At 63.3% G+C, this 16,388-nt stretch carries 12 protein-coding genes and 1 tRNA gene; all 13 read right to left on the bottom strand.

Features of this window, described 5'->3' with window-relative positions:
* Window positions 1-318 (bottom strand): GTP-binding protein (locus AC06E7_RS18910; protein WP_478055133.1); only part of this gene is annotated, 318 nt, incomplete at its 3' end.
* 52 nt (window positions 319-370) lie between these two features.
* Window positions 371-2,512 carry an elongation factor G gene (gene fusA, locus AC06E7_RS18905; RefSeq protein WP_184124906.1) on the bottom strand — a complete coding sequence of 714 codons (2,142 nt, stop codon included), beginning with the start codon at window positions 2,510-2,512 and terminating at the stop codon, window positions 371-373.
* Window positions 2,513-2,648: 136 nt separating this feature from the next.
* Entirely contained in the window at window positions 2,649-3,116 is a 468-nt protein-coding gene (gene rpsG, locus AC06E7_RS18900; RefSeq protein ID WP_068849450.1) for a 30S ribosomal protein S7, read from the bottom strand.
* Between the two features lie 12 nt (window positions 3,117-3,128).
* Window positions 3,129-3,503: a 30S ribosomal protein S12 gene (gene rpsL, locus AC06E7_RS18895; protein WP_025879344.1), complete on the bottom strand. Its 375-nt coding sequence runs from the start codon at window positions 3,501-3,503 to the stop codon at window positions 3,129-3,131.
* 297 nt (window positions 3,504-3,800) lie between these two features.
* Window positions 3,801-8,042, bottom strand: a complete 4,242-nt coding sequence (gene rpoC / locus AC06E7_RS18890; RefSeq protein WP_068849448.1) for a DNA-directed RNA polymerase subunit beta' — start codon at window positions 8,040-8,042, stop codon at window positions 3,801-3,803.
* An 89-nt stretch (window positions 8,043-8,131) separates the two neighbouring features.
* Window positions 8,132-12,286, bottom strand: coding sequence for a DNA-directed RNA polymerase subunit beta (rpoB, locus tag AC06E7_RS18885; RefSeq protein WP_184124902.1), 4,155 nt, complete (start codon window positions 12,284-12,286; stop codon window positions 8,132-8,134).
* Between the two features lie 291 nt (window positions 12,287-12,577).
* Entirely contained in the window at window positions 12,578-12,943 is a 366-nt protein-coding gene (gene rplL / locus AC06E7_RS18880; protein WP_184124900.1) for a 50S ribosomal protein L7/L12, read from the bottom strand.
* 62 nt (window positions 12,944-13,005) lie between these two features.
* A complete protein-coding gene (gene rplJ / locus AC06E7_RS18875) occupies window positions 13,006-13,533 on the bottom strand; it encodes a 50S ribosomal protein L10 (protein ID WP_217538918.1) in 528 nt (175 codons plus the stop codon).
* A gap of 333 nt (window positions 13,534-13,866) precedes the next feature.
* Window positions 13,867-14,565 carry a 50S ribosomal protein L1 gene (rplA, locus tag AC06E7_RS18870; protein ID WP_068849440.1) on the bottom strand — a complete coding sequence of 233 codons (699 nt, stop codon included), beginning with the start codon at window positions 14,563-14,565 and terminating at the stop codon, window positions 13,867-13,869.
* 4 nt (window positions 14,566-14,569) lie between these two features.
* On the bottom strand, window positions 14,570-14,998 hold the full coding sequence (rplK, locus tag AC06E7_RS18865) for a 50S ribosomal protein L11 (RefSeq protein ID WP_068849438.1): 429 nt from the start codon (window positions 14,996-14,998) through the stop codon (window positions 14,570-14,572).
* A gap of 199 nt (window positions 14,999-15,197) precedes the next feature.
* Complete coding sequence (gene nusG, locus AC06E7_RS18860) at window positions 15,198-15,758, bottom strand: transcription termination/antitermination protein NusG (protein ID WP_068849436.1); 561 nt, start codon at window positions 15,756-15,758, stop codon at window positions 15,198-15,200.
* A gap of 10 nt (window positions 15,759-15,768) precedes the next feature.
* Window positions 15,769-16,173 carry a preprotein translocase subunit SecE gene (gene secE / locus AC06E7_RS18855; protein ID WP_093534574.1) on the bottom strand — a complete coding sequence of 135 codons (405 nt, stop codon included), beginning with the start codon at window positions 16,171-16,173 and terminating at the stop codon, window positions 15,769-15,771.
* Window positions 16,174-16,217: 44 nt separating this feature from the next.
* A tRNA-Trp gene (locus tag AC06E7_RS18850) sits at window positions 16,218-16,293 on the bottom strand.
* Window positions 16,294-16,388 lie beyond the last annotated feature (95 nt).

The raw sequence follows: 16,388 nt of genomic DNA, 5'->3' as shown, positions 1-16,388 counted from the left end.
GCAGACCAGGATCGCGCCGTCCATCTGGGCAGCACCGGTGATCATGTTCTTGACGTAGTCAGCATGGCCCGGGCAATCGACGTGGGCGTAGTGACGCTCGGTGGATTCGTATTCGACGTGTGCGGTCGAGATCGTGATGCCACGTGCCTTTTCTTCCGGCGCGGCGTCGATCGCGGAGTAATCCTTGAATTCGCCACCGAAGCGCTCTGCGCCGATCTTGGTCAGCGCAGCGGTCAGCGTGGTCTTGCCATGATCGACGTGACCGATGGTGCCGACGTTGACGTGCGGCTTGGTGCGCTCGAACTTACCCTTTGCCATTGTTGTATACCTTGGATATCAGAAAGAGGGAGATGAAATCCTGAGCTTATGCTCAGGACTTCTTGATCACGGTGTCGGCGATGTTGCTCGGCGCCGGCTCGTAGTGGTCGAATTCCATCGTGAACGTTGCGCGACCCTGGGTCTGCGAACGCAGCGAGGTGGCGTAACCGAACATTTCACCCAGCGGGATCATCGCGTTGATGATGCTGGCCGAACCGTCACCGGTGGTGCTCGAACCCTGCAGCACGCCACGACGACGGCTCACGTCGCCCATCACGTCACCCTGGTAATCCTCCGGGGTCACGATCTCGACCTTCATGATCGGCTCGAGCAGGACCGGCTTGGCCTTGGCGAAGCCCTGCTTGAAGGCCATCGACGACGCCAGCTTGAACGCCATTTCCGAGGAGTCGACGTCATGGTAGGAGCCGAACACCAGCTTCACCTTCACGTCCACGACCGGGAAGCCAGCCAGCGGACCGCTGGTGATGGTTTCGCGCAGGCCCTTTTCGATCGACGGGATGAATTCCTTCGGAATCACGCCACCGGTGATGTCGTTGACGAACAGGAAATCGTCCTTGATGTTCGGCGCGATCTTCGGATCGGCACGGTCTTCAGCGGTGATCGGCGACAGCTCGATCACGACGTGACCGTACTGACCCTTACCACCGGACTGCTTGGCGTGCTTGTAATCCGACTTCACGTCGGCCAGCTGGATGGTTTCGCGGTAGGCCACCTGCGGCTTGCCGACGTTGGCTTCAACGTTGAATTCGCGCTTCATGCGGTCAACGATGATGTCCAGGTGCAGCTCGCCCATGCCCGAGATGATGGTCTGGCCGGATTCTTCGTCGGTCTTGACGCGGAACGACGGATCTTCCTGCGCCAGACGGCCCAGGGCCAGGCCCATCTTTTCCTGGTCCGACTTGGTCTTCGGTTCGACGGCCATCGAGATGACCGGCTCCGGGAACACCATGCGCTCCAGGATGATCGGGTGCTCCTGCGAGCACAGGGTGTCACCGGTGGTGGTGTCCTTCAGGCCCACGGCGGCGGCGATGTCACCGGCCAGCACTTCCTTGATCTCTTCGCGATCGTTGGAGTGCATCTGCAGGATGCGGCCGATGCGCTCCTTCTTGCCCTTCACCGAGTTCAGCAGCTGGTCGCCAGCGTTCAGCGTGCCCGAGTAGACACGGAAGAAGGTCAGCGCGCCCACGAACGGGTCGGTGATGATCTTGAAGGCCAGCGCCGAGAACGGTGCCTTGTCGTCGGACTTGCGGCTCAGCGCAACGGTTTCGTCATCGACGTCGGTACCGGTCACGTCCGGCACGTCGATCGGCGACGGCAGCAGCTGCACCACGCCGTCCAGCATGGCCTGCACGCCCTTGTTCTTGAACGCCGAGCCGCAGTACATCGGCACGATGTCGGTAGCCAGGGTGCGCACGCGCAGGGCTTCGATGATCTCGGCCTCGGTCAGCTCTTCGCCGCCCAGGTACTTTTCCATCAGCTCTTCGCTGGCTTCAGCCGCGGCTTCGATCATGAAGGTGCGCGCCTCTTCGGCGGCGTCCTTCATCTCGGCCGGGATCTCCAGGTACTCGAACTTCATGCCCTGCGAGGCTTCATCCCAATGGATGGCCTTCATCTTGATCAGGTCGACGACGCCCTTGAAGCCTTCTTCAGCGCCGATCGGCAGCTGCATCGGCACGGCGGTGGCGCCGAGCTTGGCCTTCAGCTGGCCAACGACCTTGGTGAAGTTGGCGCCAGTGCGGTCCATCTTGTTGACGAACGCGATGCGCGGCACCTTGTACCGGTTGGCCTGGCGCCACACGGTTTCGGACTGCGGCTGCACGCCACCGACGGCGCACAGCACGAACACCGCACCGTCGAGCACGCGCAGCGAGCGCTCCACTTCGATGGTGAAGTCGACGTGCCCGGGGGTGTCGATGATGTTGAAGCGGTGCTCCGGCAGGGACTTGTCCATGCCCTTCCAGAACGCGGTGGTGGCAGCGGACTGGATCGTGATGCCACGCTCCTGCTCCTGCTCCATCCAGTCCATGGTGGCGGCGCCGTCGTGCACTTCACCGATCTTGTGGCTCTTGCCGGTGTAGAACAGGATGCGCTCGGACGTGGTGGTCTTGCCGGCATCGATGTGGGCCATGATGCCGAAATTGCGGTAACGCTCGATGGGAGTGGTGCGGGCCACGGGAGCCTCTCAATTTCTTGGAATTCGGATGGCCGAACGCCGCCTTTCGGCGGCCTTCGGATTGGCGCAGCCCTTCTGGGGCCGCGAGGCAGCACCTTAATGGTGCTGCCGTGCCTGTTTTACAAGGCCGTCAAACTCACCAGCGGTAGTGGGCGAAGGCCTTGTTGGCTTCGGCCATGCGGTGGGTTTCTTCGCGCTTCTTGATGGCGCCACCACGGTTTTCCGAGGCATCCAGCAGTTCTGCAGCCAGCTTCTTCGGCATGGTGTTTTCACCACGCTTGCGGGCGGAGTCGATCAGCCAGCGCATGGCCAGGGCCATCTTGCGCGACGAACGCACTTCGACCGGCACCTGGTAGGTCGCACCGCCGACGCGGCGGGACTTCACTTCGACCGACGGAGCCACGTTGTCCAGAGCCTTCTGCACCAGCTCGATGGAGTTCGGGTTCTTTTCGCTGATCACGTCCATGGCGCCATAGACGATCTTTTCAGCGACCGACTTCTTGCCGCTCAGCATCACCATGTTGATGAAGCGCGCGATGGTTTCACTTCCGTGCTTCGGATCCGGCAGGACAGAGCGCTGCGGCGTATTACCTTTACGAGACATGTGTACTTTCCCTTAGCTCTTCGGACGCTTGGCGCCGTACTTGGAACGGCCCTGGCGACGCTTGGCAACGCCCGAGGCGTCCAGCGAGCCACGCACGGTGTGGTAACGCACACCCGGCAGGTCCTTGACGCGACCGCCACGGATGAGGACCACGGAGTGCTCCTGCAGGTTGTGGCCTTCGCCACCGATGTAGCTGATGACCTCTTCCTGGTTGGTCAGGCGGACCTTGGCAACCTTGCGGAGCGCCGAGTTCGGCTTCTTCGGGGTGGTGGTGTACACGCGCGTGCAGACGCCACGGCGCTGGGGGCACTTTTCAAGAGCCGGGGAGGCGCTCTTGTAAGTGGTTGCCTGCCGCGGCTTGCGGACAAGCTGATTGATCGTCGCCATCAGTAAGTTCTTCTGAGAGAGGCCCGGTGAAAAACAGGCCATGAATGCGGATATGTGCGAGCAGGCGAGAAACCGGCCTGCTGAGACAGACGATTGTAGCAACCCGGCGAAAACGCAGTCAACCGCGCGCACGCCAAGCCGACCCTGATCCCGGGCCGTTACAGGGGAGCCTTTTCCATGCCCCCCGTTCAGGTTGTCAAACCGGCCCCCTTTCGAGGACCGGCCGGCATCCTACCCCATCGGTGGCGATTGCGCCACCGCCGAGGGTGGTCCGGCCAGAAGGCCGGACCGGATCCATCACTCGTCCGCGGCCGATTCGGCTTCGGTCGATTCCACCGCCACCGGGGCTGCCGGCGCCACTTCAGCCACCGCCGGCGCGCCGCCGGACAGGGTCTGCATTTCCGACTCGGTCAGCCCGGAGGCGTTGCGACGACGGTTGGCGTGGTACGCCAGGCCGGTACCGGCGGGGATCAGGCGGCCGACGATGACGTTTTCCTTCAGGCCGCGCAGGTTGTCCGAGGTGCCGCGGACGGCAGCTTCGGTCAGCACGCGGGTGGTTTCCTGGAACGAGGCCGCCGAGATGAACGATTCGGTGGCCAGCGATGCCTTGGTGATGCCCAGCAGGACCGGGTCGAAACGGGCGATCAGCTCGTTGCGGGTGGTCAGGCGTGCATTTTCCTCGATGACGCGCTGGCGCTCGGCCTGCTCGCCATTCAGGAACTTGCTGCTGCCCTGGTCGGTGATCTCGACCTTGCGCAGCATCTGGCGGGTGATCACTTCAATGTGCTTGTCGTTGATCTTCACACCCTGCAGGCGGTACACGTCCTGGATTTCCTTGACCAGGTAAGCGGCCAGCGGCTCGACACCCAGCAAGCGCAGGATGTCCTGCGGGCTCGGCTCGCCGTCCACGATGGTTTCGCCCTTGGTCACGTGCTCGCCTTCGAACACGATCACCTGGCGGTACTTCGGGATCAGCTCTTCGTGTTCCGAACCATCGGTGTCCTTGATGATCAGGCGCTGCTTGCCCTTGGTGTCCTTGCCGAAGCTGATGATGCCCGAACGCTCGGCCAGGATCGCCGGATCCTTCGGCTTGCGCGCTTCGAACAGATCGGCCACGCGCGGCAGACCACCGGTGATGTCGCGGGTCTTGGACGCTTCCTGCGGGATCTTGGCGACCACGTCGCCCACGCCGACGGCGGCGCCGTCCTGCAGGTTGACGATGGAACGCGGCGGCAGCAGGTACTGGGCCGGCAGATCGGTGTTCGGGATGGTCAGGTCATTGCCCTTGGCATCCACGATGCGCACGATCGGGCGCAGCTCCTTGGCCTGCGAGCCACGACGCTTCGGGTCGGTGATTTCGCGCGAGGCCAGGCCGGTCAGTTCGTCGGTCTTCTCGATGACGGTGACGCCGTCGATGAAGTCGATGAAGCGGATGAAACCGGCCACTTCGGACACGATCGGGTGGTTATGCGGATCCCAGTTGGCCACGGTCTGGCCAGCCTTCACTGCATCGCCGTCCTTGGACGCGATCATCGAGCCGTACGGCAGCTTGTAACGCTCACGCTCACGGCCGTGGGCATCGAGCACCGAGATTTCACCCGAGCGCGAGACCGCCACCAGCGAACCGCTGGCGTGTTCGACGGACTTGAGGTTGTTGAACTTCACCGAACCGGTGGTCTTGACCGTGATGTTGTCCACGGCTGCCGCACGCGATGCCGCACCACCGATGTGGAACGTACGCATGGTCAGCTGGGTACCCGGCTCACCGATCGACTGCGCGGCGATGACGCCCACCGCTTCACCGATGTTGACCAGGTGGCCACGGGCCAGGTCGCGACCGTAGCAGTGGCCGCACACGCCGAACGCCGATTCGCAGCTGATCGTGGAGCGCACCTTGATGCTCTGCACGCCGGCGTCTTCCAGCTTGGCCACCCAGGCTTCGTCGAGCAGGGTGTTGCGGGTCACGATCGGATCTTCGTCGTTGCCCGGCAGGAACACGTCCTCGGCCACGACACGACCCAGCACGCGGTCCTTCAACGGCTCCACGACGTCGCCGCCTTCCACGATCGGGGTCATGGTCAGGCCTTCGGAGGTACCGCAATCCACCTCGGTGATGACCACGTCCTGCGCCACGTCCACCAGACGACGGGTCAGGTAACCCGAGTTGGCGGTCTTCAGCGCGGTATCGGCCAGACCCTTACGGGCACCGTGGGTGGAGTTGAAGTACTCCTGCACGTTCAGGCCTTCACGGAAGTTCGCCTTGATGGGCGTTTCGATGATCGAGCCATCCGGACGGGCCATCAGGCCACGCATGCCGGCCAGCTGGCGGATCTGCGCCTGCGAACCACGGGCACCGGAGTCGGCCATGATGTACAGCGAATTCATCGACTTCTGGTCGATGGTCTCGCCCTTGGCGTTGACCACCTTCTCGGTACCGATGGTGTCCATCATCGCCTTGGCGATGCGTTCATTGGTACGCGACCAGATGTCGACCACCTTGTTGTAGCGCTCGCCGGCGGTGACCAGGCCCGACTGGTACTGCTCCTGGATTTCCAGCACTTCGGCTTCGGCCTCGGTGAGGATGCCGCGCTTCTCGTCCGGGATCAGCATGTCGTCGATACCGATCGACACGCCCGCACGGGTTGCGTAGGCAAAGCCGGTGTACATCAGCTTGTCGGCGAACACGACCGTGTCCTTCAAGCCCAGCTGGCGGTAGCTGGAGTTGATCAGGCGGCTGATGTTCTTCTTGGTCAGCTCGGTGTTGGCCAGCGCGAACGGCAGGCCTTCCGGCAGGATTTCGGCCAGCAGGGCGCGACCGATCGTGGTGTCCACGATCGAGGTCTTGTTCTGCTTGTCGCCGTTCTCGTCGGTCACCACTTCGGTGATGCGGACCTTGACCTTGGCGTGCAGTTCCACCACGCGGTTGTCATAGGCACGCTTCACTTCGGCGATGTTGGCGAAGGCCATGCCCTCGCCCTTCTTGTTTTCCAGGGCGCGGGTCATGTAGTACAGACCCAGCACCACGTCCTGCGACGGCACGATGATCGGCTCGCCGTTGGCCGGCGACAGGATGTTGTTGGTGGACATCATCAGCGCACGCGCTTCCAGCTGGGCTTCCAGCGAGAGCGGCACGTGGACGGCCATCTGGTCACCGTCGAAGTCGGCGTTGAACGCGGTGCAGACCAGCGGGTGCAGCTGGATGGCCTTGCCTTCGATCAGCACCGGCTCGAACGCCTGGATGCCCAGGCGGTGCAGGGTCGGCGCACGGTTCAGCATCACCGGGTGTTCGCGGATGACCTCTTCCAGGATGTCCCAGACTTCGGCTTCTTCGCGCTCGACCAGCTTCTTGGCGGCCTTGATGGTGGTGGCCAGGCCACGACGCTGCAGCTTGGCGAACACGAACGGCTTGAACAGCTCAAGCGCCATCTTCTTCGGCAGGCCGCACTGGTGCAGGCGCAGGTACGGACCGACCACGATGACCGAACGGCCCGAGTAGTCGACGCGCTTGCCCAGCAGGTTCTGGCGGAAGCGGCCCTGCTTGCCCTTGATCATGTCGGCCAGCGACTTCAGCGGGCGCTTGTTGGTGCCGGTGATGGCACGGCCGCGGCGGCCGTTGTCCAGCAGCGCATCGACCGATTCCTGCAGCATGCGCTTTTCATTGCGCACGATGATGTCCGGCGCGTTCAGCTCGAGCAGGCGGCGCAGGCGGTTGTTGCGGTTGATGACGCGGCGGTACAGGTCGTTCAGGTCGGAGGTCGCGAAGCGGCCACCGTCCAGCGGCACCAGCGGACGCAGGTCCGGCGGCAGCACCGGCAGCACGGTCATGACCATCCATTCCGGGCGGTTGCCCGATTCCAGGAAGGCTTCGACCAGCTTGATGCGCTTGGTGAGGCGCTTGAGCTTGGTTTCCGAACCGGTGCTGGCGATCTCCTCGCGCAGGCGGGTCATTTCCGACTGCAGGTCGATGGTGCGCAGCAGTTCGTACACGGCCTCGGCGCCCATGGCGGCGTCGAAGTCGTCGCCGTGCTCCTGGCGTGCCTGCAGGTACTGTTCTTCGGTCAGCAGCTGGCGGCGCTCCAGGGCGGTCAGGCCCGGCTCGGTCACCACGTAGGCTTCGAAGTACAGCACGCGCTCGATGTCACGCAGGGTCATGTCCAGCATCAGGCCGATGCGCGACGGCAGCGACTTGAGGAACCAGATGTGCGCGACCGGCGAGGCCAGGTCGATGTGGCCCATGCGCTCGCGGCGCACCTTGGCCAGGGTCACTTCGGTGCCGCACTTTTCGCAGACCACGCCACGGTGCTTCATGCGCTTGTACTTGCCGCACAGGCACTCGTAGTCCTTGACCGGCCCGAAGATGGCGGCGCAGAACAGGCCGTCACGCTCCGGCTTGAAGGTACGGTAGTTGATGGTTTCCGGCTTCTTCACTTCGCCGAAGGACCACGAACGGATCAGGTCCGGCGAAGCCAGCGCGATCTTGATCGCGTCGAAGTCCAGCGTCTGGCGCTGCTGGTTGAAGAGGTTGAGCAGGTCTTTCATGGTGTTTCTCCGAAAGGAGGAAATCTTGTCGATGGGGCTGTCAGGTCACATCCGGCGGCGCGGCTGCCGGGGCAGCCGCGCCTGCACGATCAGTTGTCTTCCAGTTCCATGTTGATGGCCAGCGAGCGGATTTCCTTCACGAGCACGTTGAAGGATTCCGGCATGCCCGCGACCATCTCGTGCTCACCGTCGACGATGTTCTTGTACATCTGGTTGCGGCCCTGCACGTCATCGGACTTCACCGTCAGCATTTCCTGCAGGGTGTAGGCCGCGCCGTAGGCTTCCAGCGCCCAGACTTCCATTTCACCGAAGCGCTGGCCGCCGAACTGCGCCTTGCCGCCCAGCGGCTGCTGGGTGACGAGCGAGTACGGACCGGTCGAACGGGCGTGCATCTTGTCGTCGACCAGGTGGTTCAGCTTCAGGTAGTGCATGTAGCCCACTGTGGTGTGGCGATCGAATGCCTCACCGGTACGACCGTCATACAGCTGGGTCTGGCCGCTGAGCGGCAGGTCAGCCAGGGCAAGCATGTGCTTGATTTCAGCTTCGGTGGCACCGTCGAACACCGGGGTGGCCATCGGCACGCCGTCGGTGAGGTTGCCGGCCAGGCGCAGCAGCTCCTCGTCGCTGAACTGGGTCAGGTCGACGTGGTTGGCATGCTGGGTCTTGTCGTGGTTGTACACGTCGTCCAGGAACTTGCGCAGGTCGTTGATCGCGGCCTGTGCCTCGAGCATGCCCTGGATCTTGCGGCCCAGGCCCTTGGCGGCCCAGCCCAGGTGCACTTCCAGGATCTGGCCGATGTTCATGCGCGACGGCACGCCCAGCGGGTTCAGCACGATGTCCACGGTCTCGCCCGAGGCCATGTACGGCATGTCCTCGACCGGCACCACGTTGGAGACCACACCCTTGTTGCCGTGGCGGCCTGCCATCTTGTCGCCCGGCTGGATGCGGCGCTTCACGGCCAGGAACACCTTGACCATCTTCAGCACGCCCGGGGCGAGGTCGTCGCCGGCGGTGATCTTGCCGCGCTTGTCGGCGAAGCGACGCTCGAACTCCTTCTCGTGCGCCTGGATCTGCTTCTGGGCGCGTTCGATGGCTTCGGAAGCGTCGTCGTCCTTCATGCGCAGCACGAACCAGTCAGCCTTCTTCAGGCCGTCCAGGTAGGCGTCGGTGATGGTGTCGCCCTTCTTCAGGTTGGCACCGCCGTTGGCGACCTTGCCCACGATCTGCGAGCGCAGGCGTGCGTAGATGGCGCCTTCCAGGATGCGGAACTGGTCGTCGAAGTCCTTCTTGACGCGCTTGATCTCGCTTTCCTCGATCTGGCGCGCACGCTTGTCCTTCTCGATGCCGTCGCGGGTGAAGACCTGCACGTCGATGACGGTGCCGTCCATGCCCGGCGGCACGCGCAGCGAGCTGTCCTTCACGTCCGACGCCTTCTCACCGAAGATCGCGCGCAGCAGCTTCTCTTCCGGGGTCAGCTGGCTTTCGCCCTTCGGGGTGACCTTGCCGACCATGATGTCGCCGGCGCGCACTTCGGCACCGATGTACACCACGCCCGACTCGTCCAGGCGGTTCAGCGCCTGCTCGGACACGTTCGGGATGTCGGCGGAGATTTCCTCCGGCCCCAGCTTGGTGTCACGCGCGACGCAGGTCAGCTCTTCGATGTGGATCGTGGTGTAACGATCTTCTTCCACCACGCGCTCGGAGAGCAGGATGGAGTCTTCGAAGTTGTAGCCGTTCCACGGCATGAAGGCGATCAGCATGTTCTGGCCCAGGGCCAGTTCGCCGATGTCGGTGGACGGACCATCGGCCAGCACGTCGCCACGCGCCACCACGTTGCCCACTTCCACCAGCGGACGCTGGTTGATGCAGGTGTTCTGGTTGGAACGGGTGTACTTGATCAGGTTGTAGATATCCACGCCGGCATCGCTGGCGTCGGTGATTTCCACTTCGTTGACCTTGACCACGATGCGGCCGGCGTCGATCTGCACGATCTCGCCGCCACGACGGGCGTTCACGGTCACACCCGAGTCACGGGCCACGGCGCGTTCGATACCGGTACCCACCAGCGGCTTCTGCGCACGCAGGGTCGGCACGGCCTGGCGCTGCATGTTGGCGCCCATCAGTGCACGGTTGGCGTCATCGTGTTCCAGGAACGGAACCAGCGCGGCGGCGATCGACACGGTCTGCATCGGCGAGACGTCCATGAAGTGGACTTCCGCCGGCGGCTTCAGCAGCGACTCACCCTGGAACCGGCACGGCACGAACTGCTCGGTGAGCATGCTCTTGGCGTCGGTCAGGGCGTTGGCCTGGGCGATGACGTATTCGTTTTCTTCGATGGCCGACAGGAACTCGATCTCGTCGGAGACCTTTCCGTCGTGCACCTTGCGGTACGGGGTTTCCAGGAAGCCGTACTGGTTGGTGCGGGCGTACACGGCCAGCGAGTTGATCAGGCCGATGTTCGGGCCTTCCGGGGTTTCGATGGTGCAGACGCGGCCGTAATGGGTCGGGTGCACGTCGCGCACTTCGAAGCCGGCGCGCTCACGGGTCAGGCCGCCCGGGCCCAGGGCCGAGACGCGACGCTTGTGGGTGACTTCCGACAGCGGGTTGTTCTGATCCATGAACTGCGACAGCTGCGAGGAGCCGAAGAACTCCTTGATGGCAGCGGCAACCGGCTTGGCGTTGATCAGCTCCTGCGGGGTCAGGCCTTCGGATTCGGCCATCGACAGGCGCTCCTTGACCGCGCGCTCGACGCGGACCAGGCCCACGCGGAACACGTTTTCGGCCATTTCGCCGACCGAACGCACGCGACGGTTGCCCAGGTGATCGATGTCATCGACCACGCCGCGACCGTTGCGGATCTCGGTGAGGACCTTGATCACGTCCAGGATGTCGGAGCTGTCACCGTGCTCGGCGACCAGGCGCTTGGACTCTTCGTCGTTGCGCTCGCCGAAGTACTTGCGGTCGTACAGCACCGCTTCACCGGTGACTTCCTTGCGGCCGACACGACGGTTGAACTTCATGCGGCCAACCGTGGACAGGTCGTAGCGCTCGAAGGTGAAGAACAGGTTGTGGAACAGGTTCTGCGCGGCGTCCTTGGTCGGCGGCTCGCCCGGACGCATCATGCGATAGATTTCGACCAGCGCTTCCAGCTGGGTCTTGGTCGGATCGATGCGCAGGGTGTTGGACAGGTACGGACCACGATCCAGATCGTTCACCCACAGGGTGCCCACGGCATCCACGCCGGCCTTGCGGAAGGCCTGCAGCTGCTCGTCGGTGATTTCGTCGTTGGCCTGGGCCAGCAGTTCGCCGGTGCTCGCGTCGACCACGTCGTGGGACAGGATGCGGCCGACGATGTAATCGTCCGGCACGGCCAGGGCGGCAATGCCCGAGGCTTCCAGCTGCTTCACGTGGCGCGCGGTGATGCGCTTGCCGGCTTCGACGATGACCTTGTCGCCGTCGGCCAGGTCGAAGTTCAGGGTCTCGCCGCGCAGGCGCTCGGAGACCAGTTCGAGCTGCACGCCCTCATCGGGATTGATGTGGAAGGTGTTGATCTCGAAGAACTCGGCCAGCATCTCTTCGTTGCTGTAGCCCAGCGCACGCAGCAGGATCGACACCGGCAGCTTGCGGCGACGGTCGATACGGGTGAACAGCGCGTCCTTCGGGTCGAACTCGAAGTCCAGCCAGGAGCCGCGGTACGGGATGATGCGGGCGCTGTACAGCAGCTTGCCCGAGCTGTGGGTCTTGCCACGGTCGTGGTCGAAGAACACGCCCGGCGAACGGTGCAGCTGCGAGACGATGACGCGCTCGGTGCCGTTGACGATGAAGGTGCCGTTGTCGGTCATCAGCGGGATTTCGCCGAGATAGACCTCCTGCTCCTTCACGTACTTGATGGCCTTGGTGGACGACTCGCGGTCGTAGATCACCAGGCGCACGGTCACGCGCAGCGGCGCGCCGTAGCTCATGCCACGCTGGCGGCACTCACGCTCGTCGAAGACCGGGTCGCCCAGCTTGTAGCCCACGTATTCCAGCGCAGCGTTGCCGCTGTAGCTGGCGATCGGGAACACCGACTTCAGGGCCGCGTGCAGGCCGAGATCACGGCGCTTGGCCGGATCCACGTTTTCCTGCAGGAATTCGCGGTAGGAATCCACCTGGATGGCGAGCAGGAACGGCACTTCGAGGATCGAGCGCTGCTTGCCGAAATCCTTGCGGATACGCTTTTTTTCGGTGAACGAATATGACGTCATGGGGTCTCACCTTGGCTGTGCGGGCCCCGCCATGGAGGCGCGGCCCGAAGGGAACATGAAAATTGTCAGTTGGAAGTCGCTGGTATTGCCGGCACCAGCACGCCTTCTCCCGCTACTTCCAACTGCCAACTCGTCGCCGGTGAAGCATCCGACTAACAGTCGGATCTACCGGTCGAATTGGCGCGGACCGGACATGCATCCGGCCTTACCGCAATAACGACCAAAGGCCGGGGGCTTACGCCCCCAGCCTTTGCTGCATCGCCGTGATTCGATGGCGACGCAAGGAGCTGCTTACTTGACTTCGACAGTCGCGCCGACAGCTTCCAGGTCCTTCTTCATCTTCTCGGCTTCTTCCTTCGTAGCCGATTCCTTCAGGACGCCACCGGCTTCGGTGAGGTCCTTGGCTTCCTTCAGGCCCAGGCCGGTGATGGCGCGGACAGCCTTGATGACGTCGACCTTCTTGTCGCCGGCGCTCTTCAGCGACACGGTGAATTCGGTCTGTTCTTCAACGGCAGCAGCCGGGCCAGCAGCGGCAACGGCAACCGGGGCAGCGGCGGAAACGCCGAACTTTTCTTCGATGGCCTTCACCAGTTCCATGACTTCCATCAGGGACTTGGCGGCAATGGCTTCAACGATCTGGTCGGTGGTAAGGGACATTTTGAATACCTTTGGATAATTTTCTGGGTTCAGGTTCCATCAGGAACCACGTAAACAGCGACTCAGGCGGTTTCGGCAGCCGGCTCGGCGGCGACAGCGCCACCTTCCTGCTTCTCGCCAACGGCCTTGACGGCACGGGCGAACATCGTGACCGGTTCGCACAGGACACGGGCCAGCATGGCCAGGGCCTGATCGCGGGTCGGCAACGAGGCCAGCACGTCAACGTGGCTTGCCGGGAACACTTCGCCACCGATCACAACCAGCTGCGGCTGCAGCTTGTCGTTGGTCTTGGCAGCTTCCTTGATGACGCGGCCGGCAGCGCCGGGCTCGTCGAGCGAGAACGCGAGCAGCATCGGACCGACGAACTTGGCCCCTGCGGATTCGAATTCAGTACCCTTCACCGCACGTTCGGCCAAGGTGTTCTTGACAACTTTCAAGAACACGCCTTCCTTACGGGCCTGTTCGCGCATCTTGGTGATCTGCGCGACCGTGGTGCCGGCGTAATGTGCTGCAATCAAGGAGTGAGCCTTGGCAGCGACTTCCGCGACCTCGGCCACTACTACTTGCTTCTGGGACAGATTGAGAGCCATTGCACTCCTCCAATTGAACTCCGCTTACGGCTCCTGCCGTGCGCGGTCCTGGGCGGCATCCGTCCTGGACGCCGGGAACATCGGGACGATGTTCCAAGGGTGGGCCGTTCTAGACCTGGATGGCCAACCTGGGTGAACCCAGACGTGCGAGAACCAGAAAACTCCAGAAGGGCACCATCTACGCAGGGTGATCCCCGGGGGAATCGATTAAGCGGCCGGCTTGCGCCCACCACCCCTGCGGTCTTTGACGGCTATCGTCGCGGGACGGGCCCGTTCGGATTGCCTTCAAATGTCACGGATACGCGGCCGGAACCGCGTAACCGCTTCAAACGATTACTTCAGGGTCAGCGACGACTGGTCGACGGTGACGCCCGGGCCCATCGTCGAGCTGACCGAAACCTTCTGCAGGTAGGTGCCCTTCGAGGTAGCCGGCTTGGCCTTGATCAGGTCCAGCAGCAGCGCCTGCAGGTTCGACTTCAGCGCGTCTTCGGCGAAGTCGGCCTTGCCGATGGTGCAGTGGATGATGCCGGCCTTGTCGGTGCGGTAACGCACCTGACCCGACTTGGCGTTCTTGACGGCTTCGCCCGGGTTGGCCGACACGGTGCCGACCTTCGGGTTCGGCATCAGGCCGCGCGGGCCGAGCACGGTGCCCAGCTTACCCACGACGCGCATGGCGTCCGGGGTGGCGATGACGACGTCATAGTTCAGATCGCCGGCCTGCATCTTCTCGGCCAGGTCGTCCATGCCGACGGCTTCGGCGCCAGCGGCCAGGGCTTCGTCAGCCTTGGCACCGGCCGGTGCGAACACCGCAACGCGCACGCTCTTGCCGGTACCGGCCGGCAGCACGGTCGAACCGCGCACCTGCTGGTCGGACTTCTTGGCGTCCACGCCCAGGCGCACGGCGACGTCGAAGGACTCGACGAACTTGGCCTTGGTGGCGGTCTTCAGGATCTTGATTGCGTCCTCGAAGGCGTAAGCCTTGCCCGGGACGACTGCGGCCTGGATGGCCTTCTCACGCTTGGTCTGTGCCATCTTCTTAACCCTCTACCACAAGGCCCATGGAACGGGCAGAACCAGCGATCGTACGCACGGCGGCGTCCAGGTCGGCGGCCGTCAGGTCAGCTTCCTTCGCCTTGGCGATCTCTTCCAGCTGCTTGCGGGTCACCTTGCCCACCTTGTCGGTGTTCGGGCGCTTGGAGCCCGAGCTCACGCCAGCGGCCTTCTTCAGCAGCGTGGTGGCCGGGGTGCTCTTGGTGATGAAGGTGAACGTACGGTCCGAATAGGCCGTGATGATCACCGGAACCGGCAGGCCCGGCTCGAGCTTCTGCGTGGCGGCATTGAAGGCCTTGCAGAACTCCATGATGTTCAGGCCACGCTGACCCAGCGCGGGACCGACCGGCGGCGAGGGGTTGGCCTGACCGGCCTTCACCTGCAGCTTGATGTAACCAATTACTTTCTTTGCCATGTGAATACTCTCCGGGTGCTAGCGCCTTGCGACCACAGGCTCCCCATCGGACCGGGAATCTCGCGTCCCGGCATCGCGTTTTTGAATTCATGCAGAAGGCCACCTCGCGGCGGCCCTTTGCTTTTGCCAGCTTCCTGGCAGGAAGCCGCGCACTATATCAGATTTTCAGGCCGCCGCGTGAACAGGCGCGGCCGTCGGATCAGGTGGCCTTTTCGACCTGGCCGAACTCGAGCTCGACCGGGGTGGCACGACCGAAGATCAGCACCGAGACGCGCAGGCGGCTCTTCTCGTAGTTGACCTCTTCGACCACGCCGTTGAAGTCGTTGAACGGGCCTTCGGTGACGCGGACCATCTGGCCCGGCTCGAACAGCACCTTCGGACGGGGCTTTTCGACACCTTCCTGAACGCGGTTCAGGATGGCCTCGGCCTCGTGATCGGCGATCGGCAGCGGACGATCGGCGGTGCCGCCGATGAAGCCCAGCACCTTGGGCGTTTCCTTGACCAGATGCCAGCTTTCGCTCTCGATCCGGGGAATGCCGTTCTCTTCGTGCGTCTCGATCTGGACCAGGACGTAACCGGGGAAGAACTTGCGCTCGGAACGGCGCTTCTGGCCGGAACGCATTTCAACCACTTCCTCGGTCGGGACGAGGACGTCACCGAAGAATTCCTGCTTCTCGTTACGCTCGATGCGGCCGCGCAGGTCCTGCGCCACCGACTTTTCGAAGCCTGAATAGGCGTGAACGACATACCAACGCTTCACAGGTTTCTCCTTATCGACCCAGGAACAACTGGATCGCTTTCTGAATCAAGAAATCAAAGCCGCCGAGCAGCAGGCTGAGGATGATCACCACGACCATCACCACCCAGGTCATGCGGATGGCTTCCTGGCGCGTCGGCCAGACCACCTTGCGCAGCTCGAAGCGGGATTCGGAAAGGAACTCACGGGTGTCACGACCCTTGGCGGTCAGCATGAACACGCCGAAACCGGCAGCAAGGCCGATGGCGACGCCCAGGCCACGCAGGGGACCGGACCAGGCATTCTGGGCCGCATGCTCGGGCATGCCAAACCAGAACCACGCAAAAAGACCCGCAAGTGCCAGGAGCACTGCGGCGGCGTATTTGACGATGTCACCCCCGGTGGAGGTGTCCTTGGAATGCTCGATCTTGCTGTTCATCCGGCTCTGGCTGCTGAGGCGGCATGGCCGCTGGAAGGGAGAAGTGGCACGCCAGGAGGGACTCGAACCCCCAACCTGCGGTTTTGGAGACCGCTGCTCTGCCAATTGAGCTACTGGCGTACTGAAAAAACTGCCTTCCCTGAGACGGCGAAGGCGGACCGAGGTTCCCGGCCCGCCGTTCGCGAGACCGGCAGCGCTGTGCTGCCGCCGGTAGT

It is taken from the genome of Stenotrophomonas sp. Steno-Z4, assembly GCF_056393145.1.
Note: the sequence above shows the minus strand (reverse complement) of the source record. Positions and strands in the feature narration are given on the sequence as shown.